This is a genomic window from Williamsia herbipolensis, from assembly GCF_036153515.1.
Lineage (GTDB): Bacteria > Actinomycetota > Actinomycetes > Mycobacteriales > Mycobacteriaceae > Williamsia_A > Williamsia_A herbipolensis.
The window spans coordinates 730,475-750,114 of the sequence record NZ_CP108021.1 but is presented as its reverse complement, the minus strand read 5'-3'; the positions used below and the strand labels follow the sequence as shown (position 1 = coordinate 750,114).

At 68.4% G+C, this 19,640-nt stretch carries 19 protein-coding genes and 1 riboswitch; of the genes, 9 read left to right on the top strand and 10 right to left on the bottom strand.

The genetic code is table 11. From position 1 onward, the window contains the following. Positions 1–22 precede the first annotated feature (22 nt). On the top strand, positions 23–1,504 hold the full coding sequence (locus tag OG579_RS03400; protein WP_328858099.1) for a flavin-containing monooxygenase: 1,482 nt from the start codon (positions 23–25) through the stop codon (positions 1,502–1,504). Here OG579_RS03400 and OG579_RS03395 read toward each other — a convergent pair. From OG579_RS03395 to OG579_RS03385, 3 genes are all read right to left on the bottom strand, one after another. Then, positions 1,501–2,955, bottom strand: coding sequence for an amino acid permease (locus OG579_RS03395; protein WP_328858098.1), 1,455 nt, complete (start codon positions 2,953–2,955; stop codon positions 1,501–1,503). The two genes, OG579_RS03400 and OG579_RS03395, sit on opposite strands and share 4 nt — an antisense overlap. Positions 2,956–3,142: 187 nt before the next feature. Further along, a complete protein-coding gene (locus OG579_RS03390; RefSeq protein ID WP_328858097.1) occupies positions 3,143–3,961 on the bottom strand; it encodes an Fpg/Nei family DNA glycosylase in 819 nt (272 codons plus the stop codon). 1 nt (position 3,962) lies between these two features. After that, on the bottom strand, positions 3,963–4,640 hold the full coding sequence (locus OG579_RS03385; protein WP_328858096.1) for a DedA family protein: 678 nt from the start codon (positions 4,638–4,640) through the stop codon (positions 3,963–3,965). A 187-nt stretch (positions 4,641–4,827) separates the two neighbouring features. On the opposite strand from OG579_RS03385, the gene OG579_RS03380 reads away from it, so the two are divergent. Continuing rightward, positions 4,828–6,567: a hypothetical protein gene (locus OG579_RS03380; protein WP_328858095.1), complete on the top strand. Its 1,740-nt coding sequence runs from the start codon at positions 4,828–4,830 to the stop codon at positions 6,565–6,567. A gap of 9 nt (positions 6,568–6,576) precedes the next feature. Here OG579_RS03380 and OG579_RS03375 read toward each other — a convergent pair whose 3' ends face one another. Next, the gene (locus OG579_RS03375; protein ID WP_328858094.1) at positions 6,577–7,158 is read right to left on the bottom strand and encodes a TetR/AcrR family transcriptional regulator; all 582 of its coding nucleotides are present in this window, start codon (positions 7,156–7,158) and stop codon (positions 6,577–6,579) included. 115 nt (positions 7,159–7,273) lie between these two features. Between OG579_RS03375 and OG579_RS03370 the strand changes: the two genes are divergently transcribed. The 3 genes from OG579_RS03370 to OG579_RS03360 are packed head-to-tail and all read left to right on the top strand — an operon-like array spanning position 7,274 to position 10,910. Further along, positions 7,274–7,729 carry a hypothetical protein gene (locus OG579_RS03370; RefSeq protein WP_328858093.1) on the top strand — a complete coding sequence of 152 codons (456 nt, stop codon included), beginning with the start codon at positions 7,274–7,276 and terminating at the stop codon, positions 7,727–7,729. Continuing rightward, on the top strand, positions 7,726–8,553 hold the full coding sequence (locus tag OG579_RS03365) for a shikimate 5-dehydrogenase (protein ID WP_328858092.1): 828 nt from the start codon (positions 7,726–7,728) through the stop codon (positions 8,551–8,553). The genes OG579_RS03370 and OG579_RS03365 overlap by 4 nt, the downstream gene beginning before the upstream one ends. After that, positions 8,550–10,910, top strand: a complete 2,361-nt coding sequence (locus OG579_RS03360; protein ID WP_328858091.1) for a Tex family protein — start codon at positions 8,550–8,552, stop codon at positions 10,908–10,910. Before OG579_RS03365 ends, OG579_RS03360 begins: the two co-directional genes overlap by 4 nt. 96 nt (positions 10,911–11,006) lie before the next feature. Here the strand turns inward: OG579_RS03360 and OG579_RS03355 are convergent, their stop codons facing one another. Beyond that, complete coding sequence (locus OG579_RS03355; RefSeq protein WP_328858090.1) at positions 11,007–11,384, bottom strand: winged helix-turn-helix transcriptional regulator; 378 nt, start codon at positions 11,382–11,384, stop codon at positions 11,007–11,009. An 80-nt stretch (positions 11,385–11,464) separates the two neighbouring features. Here OG579_RS03355 and OG579_RS03350 point away from each other — a divergent pair, with 80 nt between their 5' ends. Beyond that, positions 11,465–11,875, top strand: a complete 411-nt coding sequence (locus tag OG579_RS03350) for a RidA family protein (protein ID WP_328858089.1) — start codon at positions 11,465–11,467, stop codon at positions 11,873–11,875. A 19-nt stretch (positions 11,876–11,894) separates the two neighbouring features. Here the strand turns inward: OG579_RS03350 and OG579_RS03345 are convergent, their stop codons facing one another. From OG579_RS03345 to OG579_RS03325, 5 genes are all read right to left on the bottom strand, one after another. Next, positions 11,895–12,806: a hypothetical protein gene (locus OG579_RS03345; RefSeq protein ID WP_328858088.1), complete on the bottom strand. Its 912-nt coding sequence runs from the start codon at positions 12,804–12,806 to the stop codon at positions 11,895–11,897. 61 nt (positions 12,807–12,867) lie between these two features. Next, positions 12,868–13,884, bottom strand: coding sequence for an ABC transporter substrate-binding protein (locus OG579_RS03340; RefSeq protein ID WP_328858087.1), 1,017 nt, complete (start codon positions 13,882–13,884; stop codon positions 12,868–12,870). Continuing rightward, positions 13,881–14,687, bottom strand: a complete 807-nt coding sequence (locus OG579_RS03335; protein ID WP_328858086.1) for an ABC transporter ATP-binding protein — start codon at positions 14,685–14,687, stop codon at positions 13,881–13,883. Before OG579_RS03335 ends, OG579_RS03340 begins: the two co-directional genes overlap by 4 nt. Then, the gene (locus OG579_RS03330) at positions 14,684–15,724 is read right to left on the bottom strand and encodes a FecCD family ABC transporter permease (protein WP_328858085.1); all 1,041 of its coding nucleotides are present in this window, start codon (positions 15,722–15,724) and stop codon (positions 14,684–14,686) included. Before OG579_RS03330 ends, OG579_RS03335 begins: the two co-directional genes overlap by 4 nt. Before the next feature lie 105 nt (positions 15,725–15,829). Further along, a riboswitch (cobalamin riboswitch) is annotated at positions 15,830–16,048 on the bottom strand. Positions 16,049–16,072: 24 nt separating this feature from the next. After that, positions 16,073–17,434 (bottom strand): ABC1 kinase family protein, encoded by a 1,362-nt coding sequence (locus OG579_RS03325; RefSeq protein WP_328858084.1) that lies wholly within the window; start codon positions 17,432–17,434, stop codon positions 16,073–16,075. Positions 17,435–17,591: 157 nt separating this feature from the next. On the opposite strand from OG579_RS03325, the gene OG579_RS03320 reads away from it, so the two are divergent. Genes OG579_RS03320 through OG579_RS03310 form a run of 3 tightly spaced genes read left to right on the top strand, consistent with a single transcriptional unit; the run spans position 17,592 to position 19,639 of the window. Next, a complete protein-coding gene (locus tag OG579_RS03320) occupies positions 17,592–18,125 on the top strand; it encodes an Rv2253 family sensor-like surface protein (protein WP_408068735.1) in 534 nt (177 codons plus the stop codon). Between the two features lie 51 nt (positions 18,126–18,176). Then, on the top strand, positions 18,177–19,196 hold the full coding sequence (locus OG579_RS03315; RefSeq protein WP_328858083.1) for an LLM class flavin-dependent oxidoreductase: 1,020 nt from the start codon (positions 18,177–18,179) through the stop codon (positions 19,194–19,196). Next, on the top strand, positions 19,193–19,639 hold the full coding sequence (locus OG579_RS03310; RefSeq protein WP_328858082.1) for a helix-turn-helix transcriptional regulator: 447 nt from the start codon (positions 19,193–19,195) through the stop codon (positions 19,637–19,639). The genes OG579_RS03315 and OG579_RS03310 overlap by 4 nt, the downstream gene beginning before the upstream one ends. The last annotated feature ends 1 nt before the right edge of the window (position 19,640 follow it).

Below are 19,640 nucleotides of genomic sequence, written 5' to 3'. Positions count from 1 at the left end.
TGCGGCGTGGGACAGTACGTCGATGAGTGAGAGCGTCGCCGTCATCGGGGCGGGACCCGGCGGGGTGATCGTCGCCCGTTGGCTGCTCGCGCAGGGATTCGACGTCACGGTTTTCGAGGCGGGGCCGACGCTGGGTGGACAGTGGTCCGGGCGACCGGGATTCAGTGGTGTGTGGCCGGCCATGCACACCAACACCAGCCGCGTCCTCACCGCGTTCAGCGACCTCGACCCGGACAGCGACGTCGTCTTCCCGTCGAATCAGGACGTCCTCGACTACTTGCGCCGGTTCGCCGACACCTTCGACATCACACCCCGTATACGACTGCACACCCGCGTCGACCTCGTGGATCGCGAGGGAGACTCCTGGCGGGTCGAGCACGCAGGCACGGTGGAGATCTTCGACCGGGTGGTCATCGCCACCGGGCGGTTCCGAGCGCCCGCCATACCGCCGGTCCGAGGCCTGGATGCGTTCACCGGATCGGGTGGGGTGTCGTCGACCTTCCACTACCGCGGTGCCGACGACCATCGCGGCAAGCGCGTATTGGTGGCCGGATGTGCCGTCAGCGCGCTGGAGATCGCCGCCGAACTCGCCCATTCCGGTGCTGCGAGGGTGGTCGTGACCCAACGTCGCCAGCGCTATGTGCTCCCGAAGTTCGCCGCCGGGGTCCCGTCGGATCACCGGATCTTCACCCGGTTCGGAGCCCTCGCCGCCGCCGCACTGCCGCCTGTCGAGATCGATCGGCAGCTGCGCGAGATCGTCGTCGAGGCGGGTGGGAGCCCCGAGCAATATGGTGCTCCTCCCGCGGACCCGTCATTGTTCGCTGCGGGTGTCACCCTGAACCAGACGTACCTGCCCCTGGTCGCCGAAGGGCGGATCGGGGTGCGCCCCTGGATCGAGTCGGTCGACGGGAGCGAGGTGACGTTCGCCGACGGAACCCACGACGAGTTCGACACAATCCTGTTCGGCACCGGTTTCGGGGTCGACATCCCGTGTCTGAGCGACGAGGTACGAGCGGTTCTCGACCTCGACGACGCGCACATCGACGCCGACCGGTACACCTTCCATCCCGACCTGCCCGGGCTGGCCCTGGTGGGGATGTGGGATCAATCCGGTGGCTATTTCGTTCCGCTGGAGCTGCAGGCCCGGTGGATCGCCTACGCGTGGGGCGGTGCCATCCCGATGCCCTCCGACGCCGAGCAGCGGGACGCTGTGGCCGCCTATCGCTCCCGACGCGGACAGTCGCAGAAGACGCGGATGAATCTGGCGGCGATCATGTTCGCGCGGGCCGCCGGTGTGGAACCGTCCATCGACAAGTGGCCGGAACTCCGGCGGGCCCTGCTGTTCGGCCCACTCGCGCCCAGTTGTTTCCGGCTCGAGGGACATGACGCGTCACCGGATGCCGCACAACGGTTCACGCGAGACGCCGCAGCCTTCGGCGCCATCTCCGACCCCGAGTTCACGGAACGGGAACAGTCCTACCGGTCGATGGTCGAGTCGACCTAGGGTGCGGTGGCCGAGGGTTCATGCGTCAACACCGACCGACGAAACGCGAGCATGGACACGAGATACGCGGCGCCGATGGCGATGAGGCCGACCACGATGACGATCGGGGTCGCGGTCGACATCGGCGACACCAGGACCACCACGGCGAAGATCGTCCATGCCAGTGCGGCGACGGCGACGGGGACGTCGAACCAGCCGAGGCTGAACGCGCCCTCGGTGTGGCTCAGCCGCCGACGTACGGCGAGGTAGAGGACCACGATCAATCCGTAGGTGATGGCGGGGAACAGCGTTCCCGCCGTGATCAGTTCGAGGAGGGCGTCGCCGGGGATCACGACCATCGTGACGATGCCGATCACCAGCGGCAGGACGGTGGCGCCGATGGGTGTCTGCGTCTGCGGGTTCACCTTCCCGAGCACGCGGTGGCCGGGGAAGCGGGCGTCGCGCGACATCGCGAACACCGTTCGGGCGCAGGAGGTCATGGTGACCATCCCGCCGCCGAAGAAGGCGATACCGACGCACACGAGGAGAATCCGCTCCATCGGTGCACCGAGCTGGGCGCGGAGGATGTCGGCGACGGGGGAGTCCGATTTGCTGACCGTGTCGACGTCGCCGATGGCGACGGTCAGGGCGATGAGGAACAGCATGCCCAGGACACCGGCCGCGACAACCGATCCCACGATCGCCCTCGGCACGGTGCGGTGCGGATCTTTCGCCTCCTCGGCCATGTTCGCCGCCGAGTCGAAGCCGACGAGGGTGGCCAGCCCCACGATCATGGTGGCCATCAGGCCACCGCCGAATGCCCAGTAGTCACCGGATCCTGCCGTCACGCCGCGCGAGGTGAGGTTGTCCACCGACCCGTCGCCGGTCAGCGCGACGGCGATCAGCAACCCGACGACCAGCACGATGACGATCGCCACCTCGACACCCACCGCCAGCGAGTTGATCAGGCCCACCAGGCGCGTCGATGCAATGGCGAGCACGGCCTGCACCAGCAGGATCACGACGGTGATCACCCGCGCGGTGGTCTCGTCGGGTGCCATGCCGAACAGCGGCATGAGGCATTGGCTGGCCATCGCGTTGTCGATCGCGGTGAGTCCGGTGATGAGATAGCAGAACGTGAGCCACCCGAAGATCCAGCCGATGCGGGGGTTCGCCAGTCGCGACGCCCACTGATACGACGACCCGCTCAGCGGTATGCGCGCGGCGAACTGCGCGATCACCAGCGCCACCAGCAGCTGGCCCGCCATCGCGACCGGCCACGTCCAGATGCCCACCGGCCCACCGTTGGCCAGCAGATCGTCGTAGGTGGCGAAGATGCCCACCGCCACCGAGATGAACGCGAACGACACCGCGAACACCTGGAACGAGCTGAGCGTGCGCTTCAGCTCCGGGCGGTAGCCGTAGGCGGAGGGATCGTCGACAGCGGCCGACGGCAGATCTGGTGCGGTCATCGTGTGCCCTTCGCCCCGACGCGGCTGGTCTCCGACAGTGTTCACCGAAGACGCCGGTCGCGGGCGCGTTCCGCGCAACGCGACGGAACGGATTATCCTGCGCGCAGCTAACTTTCAGACGACATGAGCGCATCGCGCGGTGACGACCGCGTTTCGCGGACCGCGGCGGGGCGCATCGAGAGCTGAGTCAGGCCTGCTCTTTCGAGCACCACCAGGTGGTGCGGCCGCCGACGGTGCCGCGTTTCATCGGTGCACCGCAGCGGGGACACGACGAGTCGGCGTTGCGGTAGGGGATGATCTCGCCGGTGTGGACGCCGCCCTTGCGGATGGCCGCCCGTGTGCAGCGGCGCAAGACACGGCGCAGCTCATCGACCTCCTCGGTCGACAGGGTCTTCGCGCGCCTCGACGGCGAGACCGATGACTGCCACAGCACCTCGTCGGCGAGCAGGTTGCCGATGCCGGCGATGGCGTGCTGATCCAGCAGGCGCGCCTTGAGCGGGGCGGCGCTGCGCGAGATCATGTCCCGGAATTCGTCGCGGGTGATCTCGGCGGCGTCGGGGCCGAGGGCGTCGATGTCGGGTTCGAGCCGCACCCGCCCGAGGCGCCGCTTGTCGAACAGCCGCATCTGGCCACCGTCGTCGAACGACATCGAGAACCGCGTCCATTCCGGCTTGTCGGACTTCCGCACGCCGACCTTCGCGTTGCCGCCGCCGTAGTTCGACGACTCCTCACCCTCCGGTGCGGTGACGATGACCCGGCCACCCATCCCGAGATGGATTCCGAGCGTGGGTCCCTCGTCGCCGTCGGCGGTCTCGGTCTCACACCACATCGCCTTGCCGCGGCGCAGCGCCTTGGTGAGACGCCCGCCGACGAGAGCGTCGGCGATCTCCCCGGGTTTGTGCGGTCGGCACTCGTACTGGTCGTGGTCGTCGATCTCGGTGATGGTGCGATGCAACGCCTTCTCGACGACCTGCCGGGCGTTCTCGACTTCGGGGAGTTCAGGCACCCTACCGGTTTACAGGCTCGCGCTGTTCCGCGCTGTCCTCTCGCACATGGCGGCGGCGGCGGACGATCAACACCACGATCGCGACCGCGAGAACCGAGTAGACGACGTAGTCGAAGTACCCGAGGTAATCCTGGAAGCGGTCGTTCTGGGTGCCCAGCGCGACACCCACTCCGAGCAGCAGGCCGTTCCACAGCGCTGAGCCGGCGATGGTCAGTGCGCTGAACACCGCGAGGTTCATCGCACCGGCACCGGCGGGCAGCGAGATGATCGATCGCACGCCGGGGATCATCCGACCCAGGAACACCGACCAGGTACCGAATCGCTGGAACCAGTGCGCGCCGCGTTCGGCGTCACGCCGGCTCACGATGCGGGTCCACACCGCGAAGTCGACGGTGCGGTCGAGGCCGACCCATCGGCCGAGCCCGTAGAGCACCAGGGCTCCGAGCCAGGCGCCGATGGTGCTCCACAGCAACAGCCCTACGAAGGACAGGTCGCCGCTGCGGCTGAGATACCCCGCGAACGGCAGCACCACCTCACTGGGGATGGGCGGGAAGATGGTCTCGACGAAGATCAACAGTCCGATGCCGATGTCGCCCACACGCTCGAGCACATCGGCCGCGAGTCCTGTGAGCCCGGTGAATCCGTGCTGATCGGCTGCCGCTGCCGCCAGGGTGCTCACTCGGCCCAACCTCCTCGATTCAGTGGCTCGGTTGCCACGCTTGCCCACCATGATCCAGAAATCGGACGATACGGACCACGTCCGTGGCCTAGAGCACAGGACAGGCGCGTAGCGCCTGAACTGTGATCACTGCCGAAAAACTTCAATGACCTGGGACGGGGCCCTCGCCCACGAATATGGTTTTGCCATGAAACTTCCGGGGGTGTCGTCGTCTGGTCGGGTGCGTGCGGCCGTGGTCGCCGTCGTGGCGATCGTGGCGGTGGCGCCGAGCGCGGGCCGGGCTGCGGGGGCACCGGCATCGCGCAGTGAGACCACATGGTCATCGACATCGCCGGTTGCCGGGGTGATCAGCTCAGTCGTCCGGATCGCGGCGCCGTTGCCGCCGTCGGCGGGCCCGCATCCCGCGAAATGCGACACCCTCTCGTATCTGCGCTGGCGTTCGGCGACCGGGCCGTCCGACCACCGCGAGGCGGATCGGATCCTCGTCGCCCAGCCGGGTGTCTTCGAGGGGGCGGGGGCCTTCGACAGCGTCGCGCGCAACACTGTCGCCGCGGCCGCCGCGCAAGGGTCGTCCATCGAGTTCTGGGCTCTCGACCGTCGGTCGAACTGCCTCGACGACCACACCGGCATCACCGCCGCCATCAGTGCCCGCGACTACCGCGTCGCGTCGGACTATTACCTTCGCGGTCGCGAAGTGGATGGTCGTCGCTTCGCCGGGTACGCCGACGGAGCCGACACCGCGTGGCTGAAGAACGTCGGAATCGAACAGACCCTGCGGGATCAGTACACGGTTCTGCGTGAGGCGTTCCCCGACCCGCGACAACGCCGCGCGAAAGTCCTCTGCGGTGGTCATTCGCTCGGCGGATTCCTCACCGGCTACTTCGCCGAGTGGGACTTCGACGGCAATCGACGCACGACCGACGACGCCGGCTACCGACAGTGCGGCGGGTGGTTCGCGCTCGACACCGCCATCAAGGCCGGCGCGCCGAATCCGACGAGCGTGCAACTGCCCGACGTCCCGCCGCCTCTCGCCGCGCTGGGTGAACCGATCTTCTCCGCCGTCGACACAGCCTTGCCTGTGCTCCGCCTGCCCGCGGTCATCAATCCCGAGACCGTGAACCTGTTGTCGCTGGCCGCCACCGCTGCCGAGGTCGATCCCGACGGCGTCAACTCCGTGGTCGACAGCCTGCCGGTGAACACCAACATCACGCTGACCCTGCGGGCCCTGCTGTCGAAGGACGCGGCCATGGCGGCCACCGGGAGTCCGGACATCCGTGCGCTGCGCGCCACCAACACCGCGGTTCTCGGATCGTTGCTCGACGACAACTCGCAGCCCCTGGGGTTCCTGCAGGCGAGTGTGGGGTTCCCGACGGGATCACCGGTCGGCCCGAAATCGTTCCCCGTCCCGGACACCCTGCGCCGGTTACCCCTGGTCGATGGTCAGTTCGGCGACGCGCGCAAGGCCGCTCCGACGTTCTACGACGCCGCGCATCTGTACCGCTGGCTCGACTACGACGAGGTGGGCGGCACACGATCGCTGCCGAACGAGTCGCAGTTCACGACGCGCGCCGGCGAGGTCACGTCCATCCGAGAACTGGCACGCAGCTTCGTCGAACCGCCCCTCGACTTCACCGAGGCGTACTTCCCGTCACGCATCGCGCTGGATCTCGCCCAGTCGACGGCGCCGAGCATCGCGCGGCATCTGCTGTACCGCAACGGTATCGGCGCGAATCCGGCACTCACCATCAAGGCGAGTGGGGGAGTGGCACTCTCGGGTCAACGTGGCGCGGGTCGATTCGTTGTCGCGCCCGGATACAACCATCTCGACGTGCTCACCGCCGCGCAGACACAAAACAACGGACGGCCCGAGATCGTCTCGAGCGAGCTGACGCGCTTCGCCATCGACCCGGGTTCCGCTCGGCGCTGAGCGCGCCGGTCAGTCGCCGAGCGCCAGGATGCCCTCGGCCGAGGCGACGCAGATGGCGTCGTAGTCGGCGGGTATGGCGTCGCCGACCAGAGGGCGGATGAGTCCGTACGGTCCCTGGCGGGTCGCGAGCAGAGCCAACCGGACGCGGCGATCGGTGAGCCGCCCGTACCGGCGGCGCACCACGTCGCGAAGCGCTACGTCGATGGCGTCGTTGACCGTGGCGACATCGTCTCGCATCGACCCGGGTACGAGCTCGATGAGATCGGTCCGCCGATACAGCGACATCGCCTTCGCGTCGGCCGGGTTGTCGCGACAGAAGCGGGGTACGTGACGCGCGAGCGCCGCCAACGACTCGCGCGGATCGTCGATCTTCGACGCCACGAGCAGGCCGTCGTGGAATCGCCGGATCGACCGCACCCACAGCGCGCCCAACAACGCGTCGCGCGAGGCGAAGCGGTGATAGATCGACCCGGTCGGGGCGCCTGCGGCCTGGGCGACGTGGGTGATCGTGGTGTCGCGCCAGTGTTCACGGCATGCCTCGGCGGCCGCGTCGAGGATCGCCTCCACGTCATACTTCTGGCTTCTTGCCACGATCGTTCACCTGCCTTACATTCAGAACATGAATACTAGAACGACAATTCTAATTGAGCGCAGCCGGGTCCCCCTGTGGGCGAGGCGACTGTCGTGGGCCGCGTTCTGGGTCACGGTGCCCTCGGCGGTGTGGCGGGTGTTGATGATCGTCGGACTGATGCCCGGTACGGCCGGGCTGCGGGAGTTCGAGCTCGCCGACGATGCGGTGGTCGGCTACGTCTACGTGTTCGGACTCAGCATCGTGCAGCTCGGTGCCGCGTTCCTGACCGTCGGTCTCGTCCAGCCCTGGGGTGAGGTGTTCCTGGGGCGGCGGGTGCCTCGAGTGCCGGTCGTCGCGGCGGGCATCCTCGGCGGCCTTGCGGTGACCTGGCTGTTCACCATCTCGATGGTGACCCAGGTGCTGACCGGTCATCGCCCCGACGCCGGTCATGTCCACGGCGTGCCGCTGGCCGTGATGGTCGCTTGCTACCTCCCGATCGTGTTCTGGGGCCCGCTCGAACTCGCCGCGACCTACGCGTTCTGGCGCCGAGGGCGAACCGTCGATGTGCCCGGAGCACAATCGCGGGCATGACCTCGCTGAACAAGGACACGACCGTCTGCATCTCGTTGTCGGGACGGCCGTCGAACATCGGGACCCGGTTCCACAACTTCCTGTACCGGGAGCTCGATCTGGATTTCCTCTACAAGGCGTTCTCGACCGATGACATCGAGGGTGCGATCGCCGGGGTGCGCGCGCTCGGTATCCGTGGCTGCTCGGTGTCGATGCCATTCAAGGAAGCCGTCATCCCGCTCGTCGACGTGATGGAGACCTCGGCCGCATCGATCGAGTCGGTCAACACCATCGTCAACGACCACGGCACACTGACCGCGTCGAACACCGACATGGAAGCGGTCGCCGCACTCATCGACAGCCACGGCCTCGACGCCGCCGCGCCGGTGGTCGTCCGCGGCTCGGGTGGCATGGCGAAGGCAGTCGTGGCCGCGTTCCGGTCGGCGGGCTTCGACGATCTGACGGTCGTCGCACGCAACGAGGCCGCCGGGACGGCTCTGGCCGACAAGTACGGCTACCGCTGGTCCACCGAGACGCCCGATCTCGACGGGCCGATCCTCGTCAACGTGACCCCGCTGGGCATGGACGGCGCCGACGCCGACACCCTCGCGTTCGACACCGCGCAGATCGCTGCCGCGCGGACCGCGTTCGACGTGGTGGCGTTCCCCGCCGAGACGCCGTTCATCCGCGCCGCGCGACACGCCGACGTCCCCGTGGTCACCGGCGCCGAGGTCATCGCCCTGCAGGCCGCGCGGCAGTTCGAGCGGTACACCGGCGTCGCGGTGACACCCGATCAGGTGGCTCGGGCATCGGAGTTCTCCCGACAGGTAGTGTCCGGCGGGTGAATTCGACCCCCGCTGTGCTGTCCGTGAACGCCCGCCTCGCCGCCGAACTGGCGGTGGCCGAGCACCAGGTCGCCGCCGCGGTGGGGTTGCTCGACGAGGGGTCGACGGTGCCGTTCATCGCCCGATACCGCAAGGAGGTGACCGGCAGCCTCGACGACGCACAGCTTCGACTCCTCGAGGAGCGCCTGCGATACCTGCGTGAACTCGACGAGCGCCGCGCCGCGGTGCTCGCGGCCATCGACGAGCAGGGCAAGCTCACCGACGACCTGCGCGCCGCGCTGAATGCCGCCGACACCAAGTCGCGGGTGGAGGACATCTACCTGCCGTACAAGACCAAGCGCCGCACCAAGGCGCAGATAGCACGCGAGGCCGGTCTCGAACCCCTCGCCGATCGACTCCTCGCCGACCCGTCACTGAACCCCGAGGTCGTCGCGGCCGAGTACCTCGGCGACGACGTCGCCGACAGCGCCGCCGCTCTCGACGGCGCGCGGTTCATCCTCATCGAACGTGCCGCCGAGGACGCCGACCTCGTGGGCGCCACCCGCGAGAAGTTCTGGACCGACGGGGTCCTACGTACCGCTCCGCGCACCGAGGAGGCGGCGAAAACCCCTGCCGGACAGAAGTTCCGTGACTACTTCGACTACTCCGAGCCGCTCGAGAAAATGCCGTCGCACCGCGTTCTCGCCGCTCTGCGCGGCGACAAGGAAGAGGTTCTCTCGCTCACCTTCGACGGCGGCGACGATGACGCCTACCAGGCGATGGTGGCCCGGTCCCTCGGCGTCGACCTGTCGCACCCAGGACCGGCGACCACGTGGCTCGCGACCACGGTGCGGTGGGCCTGGCGCGTCAAGTTGATGCTGACCGCCGAGAGCGATGCCCGCATGCGGCTGCGCAAGAAGGCCGAGGACGACGCCGTCGCGGTGTTCGCCCGCAACCTCAACGACCTGCTGTTGGCGGCGCCGGCCGGCGCGCGCACCACTCTCGGTCTGGATCCGGGATTCCGCACCGGCGTGAAGGTCGCCGTCGTCGACGGCACCGGCAAGGTGGTCGACACCTGTGCGATCTTCCCGCATCAACCGCACAAGCAGTGGGACACCGCCAAGGCGACGCTCGCCGCGCTCGTGACGCGCCACGGCGTGGACCTGATCGCCATCGGCAACGGCACGGCCTCCCGGGAGACCGACGCACTGGCAACCGAACTCATCGCCGAGATCGGCAAGGCCGGCGGCCCAGCACCCGCCAAGGCGATCGTCAGTGAGGCGGGCGCGTCGGTCTACTCGGCATCGGAGTACGCGAGTCGTGAACTCCCGCAGCTCGATGTGACGCTGCGCGGAGCGGTGTCCATCGCGCGACGCCTGCAGGACCCGTTGGCCGAACTGGTGAAGATCGACCCGAAGTCGATCGGTGTCGGCCAGTACCAACACGACGTGAACCCGGCCACCCTCGCTCGCAGCCTCGACGCCGTGGTGGAGGACGCCGTGAACGCCGTCGGGGTCGACCTCAACACCGCGTCGGTGCCGTTGCTGTCGCGCGTCTCCGGTGTCTCGACCACGCTCGCCGAGTCGATCGTGGCGCACCGCGATGCGACGGGGCCGTTCCCCACCCGCACGGCGTTGCTCGACGTGCCGCGCCTGGGACCCAAGGCCTTCGAGCAGTGCGCGGGATTCCTGCGCATCAGCGACGGTGACGACCCGCTCGACGCGTCGGGCGTGCACCCCGAGTCGTATCCGGTGGTACGCAGCATCCTCGACCGCTCGGGCGTGCAGTTGGCCGAACTCATCGGTGACACGAGAACACTGCGCGCACTGCGCCCCTCGGAGTTCGCCGACGACCGCTTCGGTGTCCCGACGGTCACCGACATCATCGCCGAGCTCGAGAAACCCGGTCGGGATCCGCGACCGGCGTTCGCGACCGCCACTTTCGCCGCCGGGGTCGAGAAGGTCGCCGACCTGAAGCCGGGCATGGTGCTCGAGGGGGTGGTCACCAACGTCGCCGCATTCGGTGCCTTCGTCGACGTGGGTGTCCACCAGGACGGGCTGGTGCACGTGTCGGCGATGTCGAAGACATTCGTCTCGGATCCGCACGAGGTGGTGAAATCCGGTCAGGTGGTGAAGGTGAAGGTCCTCGAGGTCGACACCGACCGCCAGCGCATCGGCCTCACCCTGCGACTCGACGACGAGGTCGGTGCCCCGAAGCAGTCGACGCAGCGACCCCAGCGCGACCGGGGATCGAACAAGAGTCCGCAGAAGGGGCAGGCCCGCTCCGACAAGGGCGGTCGCGGTGGCGACCGACGTGCCGCGCCCGCACCGACCGGTTCGATGGCCGACGCGTTGCGCAACGCCGGCTTCGGTCGCTGAGATCGTCCGTCTGGAGCTCTGCCTCCGGCATGGTGCCGGAACCGGTGCTCAGAACGGACGATGTCGGTCGGTGGCAGCCGTCGGGGCCTGCGCGAGTCAGATCTGTGCGTCGAAATCCGATCGCGCACGCTCGATCTGGTCGAAGTGCTGCGCGGCCCAGGCAAGCAGAACGTCGACGGGCTCACGCAAGGTCTTGCCGAGCGGGGTGATGCGGTACTCGACGGCGACAGGTCGGGAGCTGACCACCACCCGCTCGACGATGCCGCTTCTCTCCAGCCGGCGAAGCGTGGCGGTGAGACTCTTCTGCGTCACCGTGGGTATGGCGCGTCGCAACTCGTTGAACCGGCAGGGTCGTTCGCAGAGTTCGTTCAGCACGTGCAATGACCACTTGTCGAGGACGTGATCGAGCAGTTCTCGGTGGGGTGACGAGATGGTCAGATCATCGCTGTGGTGGCGGGCGGAGGTATCGGTCATGAAACCTGGTCTCGTTGAAGTGTCCTGGCTGTACTAGGTATCAAGAACATACCTAGTACGTTGACATCAGGAGAAGCACCATGAGCGTTCGCCTTTCGAGTCCCACCGGTCTGATGACGCCGGTGCCGTATCACCACGTTGCGAGCGGTACCGGCAGTCGCCACATCCATGTCGCGGGTCAGATCGCACGCACGGCCGACGGGATCCCGGTGGCGCCCGGCGACCTGGCAGGGCAGGTGGCGCAAGCGCTCCGCAACACTGCGATCGGACTGGCTGCGGCCGACGCCTCGTTCCGCGACGTACTCCGCCTCACGTTCTACGTCGTCGGGTGGGACCCGTCGATGATGGACGAGTTCATGGCCGGCGTGGAAGGGGTTGCGGCCGAGATCGCGCTGCCGCAGCCGATGCCGCCGTCGTCCCTGATCGGCGTCGCGATGCTGTTCGAGCCAGAGGTGCTCGTGGAGGTCGAGGCCACTGCGATCGCCGAATGATCGTCGTGGGCGTGCGGCATCAACGATCGTCGCGATGTCGCCGGGCCTCATCGATGACGTCGTCGGCCGAGCGGCGACCCGCGTAGGCCTGCTCCACCGGCGACAGGTGGTAGCCCCACCGTTCGAGTTGGCCCAGATAGGCGACGACCCCCGGGTCGGCCGTGTCCTCCCACGATTTCTGGGTCATGGTCCATTCGAATGCGGTGAGGACCATGGCCAGTGTGGCTGCACGCGGATCACCCAGTGCGGCAATCAGATCGGTGCCGTGGGCCTGGTACTTCGACTCCGTCGTCGGCGCGTCGAACAGGTCCACGGCGAGGGCGACACTGGCGGGGCTCAGTCGGTCGTACAGCAGGTCGAGATGCGCGGCGACGAACTCATCGACACCGGGTAGTCGTGGGGTGTCGAGGACCGCGTCGCGTATCCATGCTCGCCGCCAGGGTATGAGGTCGGCGTCGAGCTGGCGGAGTGACCGCACCGTCTGCCACCGGCGGTGTTCGGCGTCCGCGTCGGCCAGGCGCGTCCTGTGCAGCGGCGTCGAATGCCGTGAACGCGCGGCACGCATCGCATCGATGCTCGCCGGACGCGCCAGGTCCCACGTCAGATATCCGACGTAGATGTCGAGCCCCGTCGTGGCGGCGATCGCGCTGAGGAGGGTGTCGGAACCGCGCACGCGGCACGCGACGTCGGCGTCGTCGACGGGTCGGTAGATCATCCCGAGATGGCGTCGTCGCGCGTCGTCATGGGCGTTCGCGTGGACGGTCCAGCCCGCATCACCGCCGATGGGCGGTACATACGACGTCGCGATGTCCACGAGCAGGTCGTCGAGCGTCGCCGACGAGCGGTACGTCCAGACCTCCTCATGGGTGCTGACGTCGTCGCCCATCGCGACCGACGCGCGGTCGATGTGCACGATCACGGTGTCGTCCATCTCGCCTCCCGGTCGACATGGATCACACCACGCGCGCGGTCCTCACGGCGCGGCCGTCGAATCAACGTCCCCGACTCCGCAGATAGGAGGCCAGGGCGGAAATGGTCGCCGGATTGCGCGGACTCTCGACCAGAGCGGCGTAGGGGAACGACACGATGTTGTTCTCGCGGACCGCTGTGGTCCCGGCCATGAGGGGTTGGGCGCGCAGCTGGGCGGTCTTGGCCGCGACCGTGTTCGCCTGCCCCGCGCCGTAATCGACGATGACGATCACCTGCGGATCGTCCTGTGCGGCGGCCTCCCACGACACCGACGTCCACGAGTCGTCGAGCCCGGAGAAGACGTTCGTGCCACCCGCCTCGGCGATGATCTGATCGGGGGCCGCGTTGCGGCCGGAGGTGAACGGGGCGGGATCGGCGCTGTCGAACAGCAGCACTCGGGCCCGGCGGTCGGACTGCGGTGCCGCGGCGGCCGCCTGGGCAACCTCTCGCATGTACCCGGCGATGAGGGCCGAGGCGCGATCTTCGACGCCGAAGATCCGGCCGAGGTTGGTGAGGTCGTCGTAGAGCGCGTCGAGCGGACGGGTGATCCCGCGTCGGGTCGATCCGGGCTGTCGGCACGCCTCGGTCAACTGATACGGCGTCGCACCGATCGTCGAGATCCATGCCGGCGTCACGCCGGTCGACTCCTTGAAGCCGTAGTTCCATCCGGCGAACACGAAGTCGGGCGCCGCCTTCTGGATCACCTCGCGCGTGAAGGCCGTGCCGAGCGAGGGCGTCGATGCGAACTCCGATCGCCACGGCGAGGATGCGATGTCACGCTCCTTGCCCTCGTAGGTGGTGTAGCCGACCATCCGGTCCTGCAGACCCAACGCGAACATCATCTCGGTGATGCCGGTGTCGTTGGTGAGCACCTTGTTCGGGCGCGACGGAACCGTGAGCGGTGCACCGCAATTGGTGACCGTGACCGCCGCGCCGGACGACGTCGGCGCGGCGTGGTCGGACACCGTGGCGCCACACCCGCCGACCGCGAGTGTCGCGCTGAGCGCCAGTGCGGCGCGAGCCAGGAAGCGTCGTGTCATCGGGTGGTCCCTTCGTCGAAGATGATCTGTGGAACGCGCAGGCGTGGATGGGTGACGATGTGGCATCCGATACCGAAGAAGCGGGTGATGGTGTCGGCGGTGAGGACGTCGGCCGGCGTCCCGCGCCGCACGATGCGCCCGTCGGACACGACGACGAGTTCGGTGCAGAACTGGGCGGCGATGTTCAGGTCGTGCAGTGCGGCGATCACGGTGATGCCCCGCGCACGGGCCGCCTCGAGCACCGCGAACTGGTGACGCACGTCGAGGTGGTTGGTGGGTTCGTCGAGGACCAACACGCGGGTCTGCTGGGCGAAGGCGCGCGCGATGAGGACCCGCTGCGACTCGCCGCCGGAGAGCTCGGCGAACCGTCGGTGCCCGAAACCGCCTATACCGGCATCGATCATGGCGCGTTCGCAGATCTCGCGATCGGCGGCGGTGGCCGACCGGAGAAGGCGGATGTGGGGTAGTCGACCGGTGGCGACCACCTCGGCGACCGTGAAATCGAGGGTGAGCGCCGAGGACTGGGTGAGTGCGGCGACCTGACGTGCGTTGTCGCGCAGCGAGGTGGCGACGATGTCGGTGCCGTGCACGGTGACCTGGCCACCCGACGGGGACAGGGCTCGGAACAGGCAGCGCAGTATCGTCGATTTCCCGCTGCCGTTGGGTCCGACGACGCCGAGGAACCCACCGTCGGGCACCGACAGCGACAGGTCGTGGACGATCTCGGTGTCGCCCAGGCGGATCCACACGTCGCGGTAGTCGACCGCCGGCGTCGCCGTGGTGGCGTCCGGGTCGGGGGTCATGTGGTCACTCGTTCGCGGCGGCGCATGAGTGCCACGAACACCGGTACCCCGACCGCGGCGGTGATGGCGCCGATCGGCAACTCGTACGGCGGCACCAGGGTGCGGGAGACGATGTCGGCGACCACCACGAACACCGCACCGAGCACCGGGCTGAGCAGGAGCACGCGGCGGTGGTCGGCGCCGACGAGCAACCGTGTCACGTGCGGCATGATCAGGCCGACGAACCCGATGGCGCCGCAGACGGACACGATCACACCGACGATGACGGCCGACACCACGAACAGTGCCAGACGGAATCGGCCGGGATGGACGCCGACGCTGGCCGCGACATCATCGCCCATCGACAGGGCGTTGAGGTGACGTGCGCACGCGCTCGCGAGCACCACGCCGACCACCGACACCGTGCCGACCAACCACACCGAGTGCCATGTCGCCGCGGCGAGACTGCCCAACAGCCAGAACATCACGCTGCGCGCGGCGTCGCCGGCGGGCGCGAGGAAGACGAGAACCGTCGTGATGGCCGAGAACCCGTAGCCCAGTGCGGTTCCCATGAGTACCAGTCGGGTCGGTTCGAGACCGCCCGCGCTGCGGGCCAGCACGAGCACGATGACCGTGGCGCCCAACGCGCCGAGAAACGCCGCCGAGGGCAGCGCATAGAGCCCGAGGCCGCCGAGGGCGCCGAACAACACCACGGCGGTGGCGCCCACCGACGCGCCCGAGGAGATGCCGAGGATGTACGGATCGGCCAGGGCGTTACGGACCAGCGCCTGCACCACGACACCGACGACACTGAGCCCGGCGCCGACGAATATCGACGTGAGGACCCGGGGGAGTCGGGAATCGGTCACGATCCGGTAGCCCGGGACGTCCTGCGGGGCGATGGTGCCGCCGACGACATCGGCCCACAGATAGCGCACCGCGTCGGACGCGGGGATGTGCACGCTGCCGACGATCATCCCGACCGCGGAGACGGCGACCAGCACGAGCAGGGACAGCGCGACCGCCGTGCCGACACCGGGGCGGCCGCGAACCTGCATTCGATCCCTTTCCGTCTGTGCGGAAAAGGGGTGCAGACAACCACGACAGGTTCACGAGGCGCCGCACCGGCCATATCCCACGAGGCCGATGAGCGGTCGCATCGTCCGACGCGACCAACGGCGGCAGGTCTTCGGACTCTCGGGCACGGCATCTGTCTCGATGCCACCTACCGGCGACTGCTTCCCGGCCGGGGCCAGTGCATTGCTGTCGCGTCGTTCCCGATCACCGCTGCGGGGCAGTTCCGGACTCGCACCGGATTCCCTCTTGCGGTGCTCCCGGAGAAACCAGACGACCGGGAGCACACCGACGTCGGGGCAGAACTTACCCGAGCCCGTGGCCGCCCCGGGTCAGCGCCTCGGCTCGTCCTCGGTGAGCAGGGCCTTCATGTAGGTGAAGAGCTCCTTGTCGGTGAGCGCCCGCCACTGCGGGGCCAGCAGCTTCATGTACTTCTCGACGTAGAGGAGCTGCTTGCCGACCAGCACCAGCTCACGCGGCAGCCGCAGGTCGTAGGCCTTGGCCAGCGTGGCGAGCTGGGTGCCCAGCGCCGTGTACGACATCCCCGCGAGGTCTTTGCCCGCGATGGGTGCGGTGAACCGTCGCATGTCCTTCGCGCCCTCACGGGTGCTGCCCGGGTTGCGGACAGCGCCCAGGGTGAACAGGGCCCGGCCGGCGGCCTCGTAGTCGTTGCGCACCATCAGGTCACCGACCAGGCGCCGCATGATGCGACGGGTGCGGGGGGTGAAGCGTCCGACGATGCCGAAGTCGAGCAGGACCAGGCGGCCGTCGGAGTCGACGAGGACGTTGCCGGCGTGCAGGTCGCCGTGGAAGAGACCGCCGTGGAAGGCCGACTCGAGGAAGACCAGCAGCAGATTGCGCACCAGCGCGGTGCCGTCGTGTCCCGCGGCGCGCACGGCGCGCGCGTCGTCGATGCGGATGGCATCGACGTACTCCATCGTGAGCACCTCGCCGGTGGTGAACTCGTGGTGCACGGTCGGTACCCGCACGCGATCGGCGAACGGTGTGTCGGCGAGACCTGCGACGAACTCGTCCATCGCCTGCGCCTCGTTGCGGAAGTCGAGTTCGGCGTCGAGGCCGGTTGCGAAGTCGTCGACCACGTTGCGCGCGCTGAGCATCCGGCCGTACGGCGACAGTTCGAGCAGATCGGCGAGCCTTTCCAGGATCGCGACGTCGGCGGCGAGTCGGGTGGCGATGCCGGGCCGCTGCACCTTCACCACGACCCGTTCGCCGCTGTGCAGCGTCGCGGTGTGCACCTGCGCGATCGACGCCGACGCGATCGGCACGGCGTCGAACTGTGCGAACACCTGCGACGGCGGGGCGCCGAACGCATCGGTGAGCACCTTCTCGATCACGGCGATCGGTGCGGGGGCCACCCTGTCGAGCAGGGTCTCGAACTCCCGCGACAACGCCGGGGTGAACACACCCGGGCTCGAGGCGATGAGCTGCCCGAGCTTCACATACGTGGGTCCCAGTCGCTCGAAGACGTCGCGGACCTCTCGGGCCGCGCGCTCGGGCAGGGGCTTGCGGGACCGGAAACCGACGGCCACCTCGCCGACGCCGCGCGCCAGTTGGAAGGCGGTGATGCCGACACGGCGCGCCTCGGCGATCGGCGACACATGCGGGAGGTGGACGTGTACGTGCGCTGAGCCGGCGGCCACGGGGGCCAGCTCGGTACCGGGTTCACGAGTCATGGTCTTCGCAGTATGCAGTGATGAGGTCATGGAATCGGTCAGGTCGGGGTCGGTGGACAGTTCACGCAGGCGTCGATGCGCCCCGAACGATGCTGCCGAACACGCTGCACGCAGTCAAAGCCTGATCGCGCAACGGGTGATCTGGTTCACTGAGCCGATGCGCACACCGTCGATCGTCCGCGTCTCGACAACGCTCGTCGGGATGCTCGTCGTCGGACTGATCGCCGGTTTCGGTCCCGCGCACGCCGCCGAACCCACGTGGACGGGCCAGTACTCCCTGAAGCGGTTCGCGGCGACCAAGACCGGCACGAGCCTCGCGGCCACCCAGCGCGAGCCCGACTTCGCCGACACCTACACGTTCTCGTCGGGGTGCATCGGGGGAGTGTGCACCGCGGCCGTGGTGGCCGGACCCGCGCCGGCCAACCCGACCCTCCCGCAGCCCGCGCGCTACACCTGGGACGGCCAGAAGTGGGTTCACACCTACGACTGGATGTGGGATTGCTACCAGGGTCCCGGGGTGCCCAAGCCCTACAACAAGGCGCACTCGGTGGCCTACTACGCACCGCAACCCGATGGCACGTTCACCGGCGTGTGGCGCACCGACATCGCCGACGGACCGTGCGCGGGCTCGGTCGTGATGAACGTCGCGGCGTACCCGGTGCGCTCGTCCGCCGTGCCGTTCGGGAGCTAGCCGGGGCACACTGTTCTCGACACGATCGAGTGTGCGGACAGGAGAACCGACATGCCACGCGAGGGCACACCGCTGAGCAAGCTCGGATTCCTGACGATCGGGCGGTTCGCGGAGTCGTCGCCGCGCGACGGGCACATGGAGACGATCGACACGATCCGACGTGCCGAGGACCTGGGCTTCGACTCGGTGTGGCTGCGCGACCGGCACCTGCAGTACGGCATCTCCTCGCCTGTCGCGGTGATGGCCGCCGCGGCGATGGTCACCTCACAGATCGAACTCGGCACCGCGGTCATCCCGCTCGGACTCGAGAACCCGTTCCGCCTGGCCGAAGACCTCGCCACGGTCGACGTGCTGTCGAACGGACGCATCAATCCCGGTGTGTCGGTGGGCACCCCGATGCGCTACGACGACTACCGGCACGTGCTCTATCCCGACACACACGACGTCGAGGACTTCTCGAAGGAGCGCGTGCTGCGCCTGCTGCGTTGCCTCCGCGGCGATCCGGTGAGCGACTTCGAGGGCACCGTGGGCATCGAGTCGTTCTCCCGACGCGTGCAACCGCACTCGCCCGGCCTCGCCGACCGCGTCTGGTACGGCGGCGGACTGGGTTCGGCCACCTGGGCCGGAGAGCAGCAACTGAACTACCTGACCTCGTCGGTGGTGTTCACCGAGGGCGGTCCGGCGCGGGATTTCGCGACCATTCAGGCCGAGCACATCGACGCCTACCGCGCCGCGCATCCCGATCCGTCGCGTGCGCGGGTGTCGCAGGGGCTCGTGGTGATCCCCACCGACACCGCGACCCCCGATCAGATCCGCCGCTACGAGGCCTACGCGGAGAGTCGATTCGCGCGAACGCTCGAACCGCAGGGACCCCGGGGGATGGTGTTCGCGCCCGATCTCGTCGGACCGTCCGACGACCTCGCCGCCCGCCTCTACGAGCACGCGGGATTCCAGCGCGCCACCGAGGTCGCCTTCGCTCTCCCGTTCTCGTTCGAGCCGGACGACTACGTCCAGATCATCACCGACATGGCGACGCGTCTCGGCCCGGCGCTGGGGTGGACACCGGCATGAGCGACCCACTCCCGCCGTCGCGGACAGCCGACCTCGTCCGTCTCCGCCGCATCAGGGATCGCATCGACCGCGAGTTCGCCGCGCCGCTCGATGTGGAGGAACTCGCGCGCGGCGAACACATGTCGGCGGGACACCTCAGCCGACAGTTCCGCGCCGCGTACGGCGAATCGCCCTACAGCTATCTGATGACCCGGCGCGTCGAGCGGGCGATGGCGTTGTTGCGCCGCGACGAGATGAGCGTGACCGAGGTGTGTTTCGCGGTCGGGTGTTCCTCGCTCGGGAGTTTCAGCACCCGTTTCCGCGAGTTGGTCGGGGTGTCGCCGAGCGCGTACCGACGCGACCACGGTCAGTCCGTCGCGGGAATGCCGGCGTGCGTCGCCAAACAGGTGACCAGACCGGTCAGGAATCGAGAAGCGCGGGCGGCCGGCACCGTCTTAGCCTGAG

Bases quoted from the DNA above. Each gene is read 5' to 3' on its own strand.
- OG579_RS03400 (WP_328858099.1), top strand. From the start codon at position 23: ATGAGTGAGAGCGTCGCCGTCATCGGGGCGGGACCCGGCGGGGTGATC.
- OG579_RS03395 (WP_328858098.1), bottom strand. From the start codon at position 2,955: ATGACCGCACCAGATCTGCCGTCGGCCGCTGTCGACGATCCCTCCGCC.
- OG579_RS03380 (WP_328858095.1), top strand. From the start codon at position 4,828: ATGAAACTTCCGGGGGTGTCGTCGTCTGGTCGGGTGCGTGCGGCCGTG.
- OG579_RS03365 (WP_328858092.1), top strand. From the start codon at position 7,726: ATGACCTCGCTGAACAAGGACACGACCGTCTGCATCTCGTTGTCGGGA.
- OG579_RS03355 (WP_328858090.1), bottom strand. From the start codon at position 11,384: ATGACCGATACCTCCGCCCGCCACCACAGCGATGATCTGACCATCTCG.
- OG579_RS03350 (WP_328858089.1), top strand. From the start codon at position 11,465: ATGAGCGTTCGCCTTTCGAGTCCCACCGGTCTGATGACGCCGGTGCCG.
- OG579_RS03345 (WP_328858088.1), bottom strand. From the start codon at position 12,806: ATGGACGACACCGTGATCGTGCACATCGACCGCGCGTCGGTCGCGATG.
- OG579_RS03340 (WP_328858087.1), bottom strand. From the start codon at position 13,884: ATGACACGACGCTTCCTGGCTCGCGCCGCACTGGCGCTCAGCGCGACA.
- OG579_RS03335 (WP_328858086.1), bottom strand. From the start codon at position 14,687: ATGACCCCCGACCCGGACGCCACCACGGCGACGCCGGCGGTCGACTAC.
- OG579_RS03330 (WP_328858085.1), bottom strand. From the start codon at position 15,724: ATGCAGGTTCGCGGCCGCCCCGGTGTCGGCACGGCGGTCGCGCTGTCC.
- OG579_RS03325 (WP_328858084.1), bottom strand. From the start codon at position 17,434: ATGACTCGTGAACCCGGTACCGAGCTGGCCCCCGTGGCCGCCGGCTCA.
- OG579_RS03320 (WP_408068735.1), top strand. From the start codon at position 17,592: ATGCGCACACCGTCGATCGTCCGCGTCTCGACAACGCTCGTCGGGATG.
- OG579_RS03315 (WP_328858083.1), top strand. From the start codon at position 18,177: ATGCCACGCGAGGGCACACCGCTGAGCAAGCTCGGATTCCTGACGATC.
- OG579_RS03310 (WP_328858082.1), top strand. From the start codon at position 19,193: ATGAGCGACCCACTCCCGCCGTCGCGGACAGCCGACCTCGTCCGTCTC.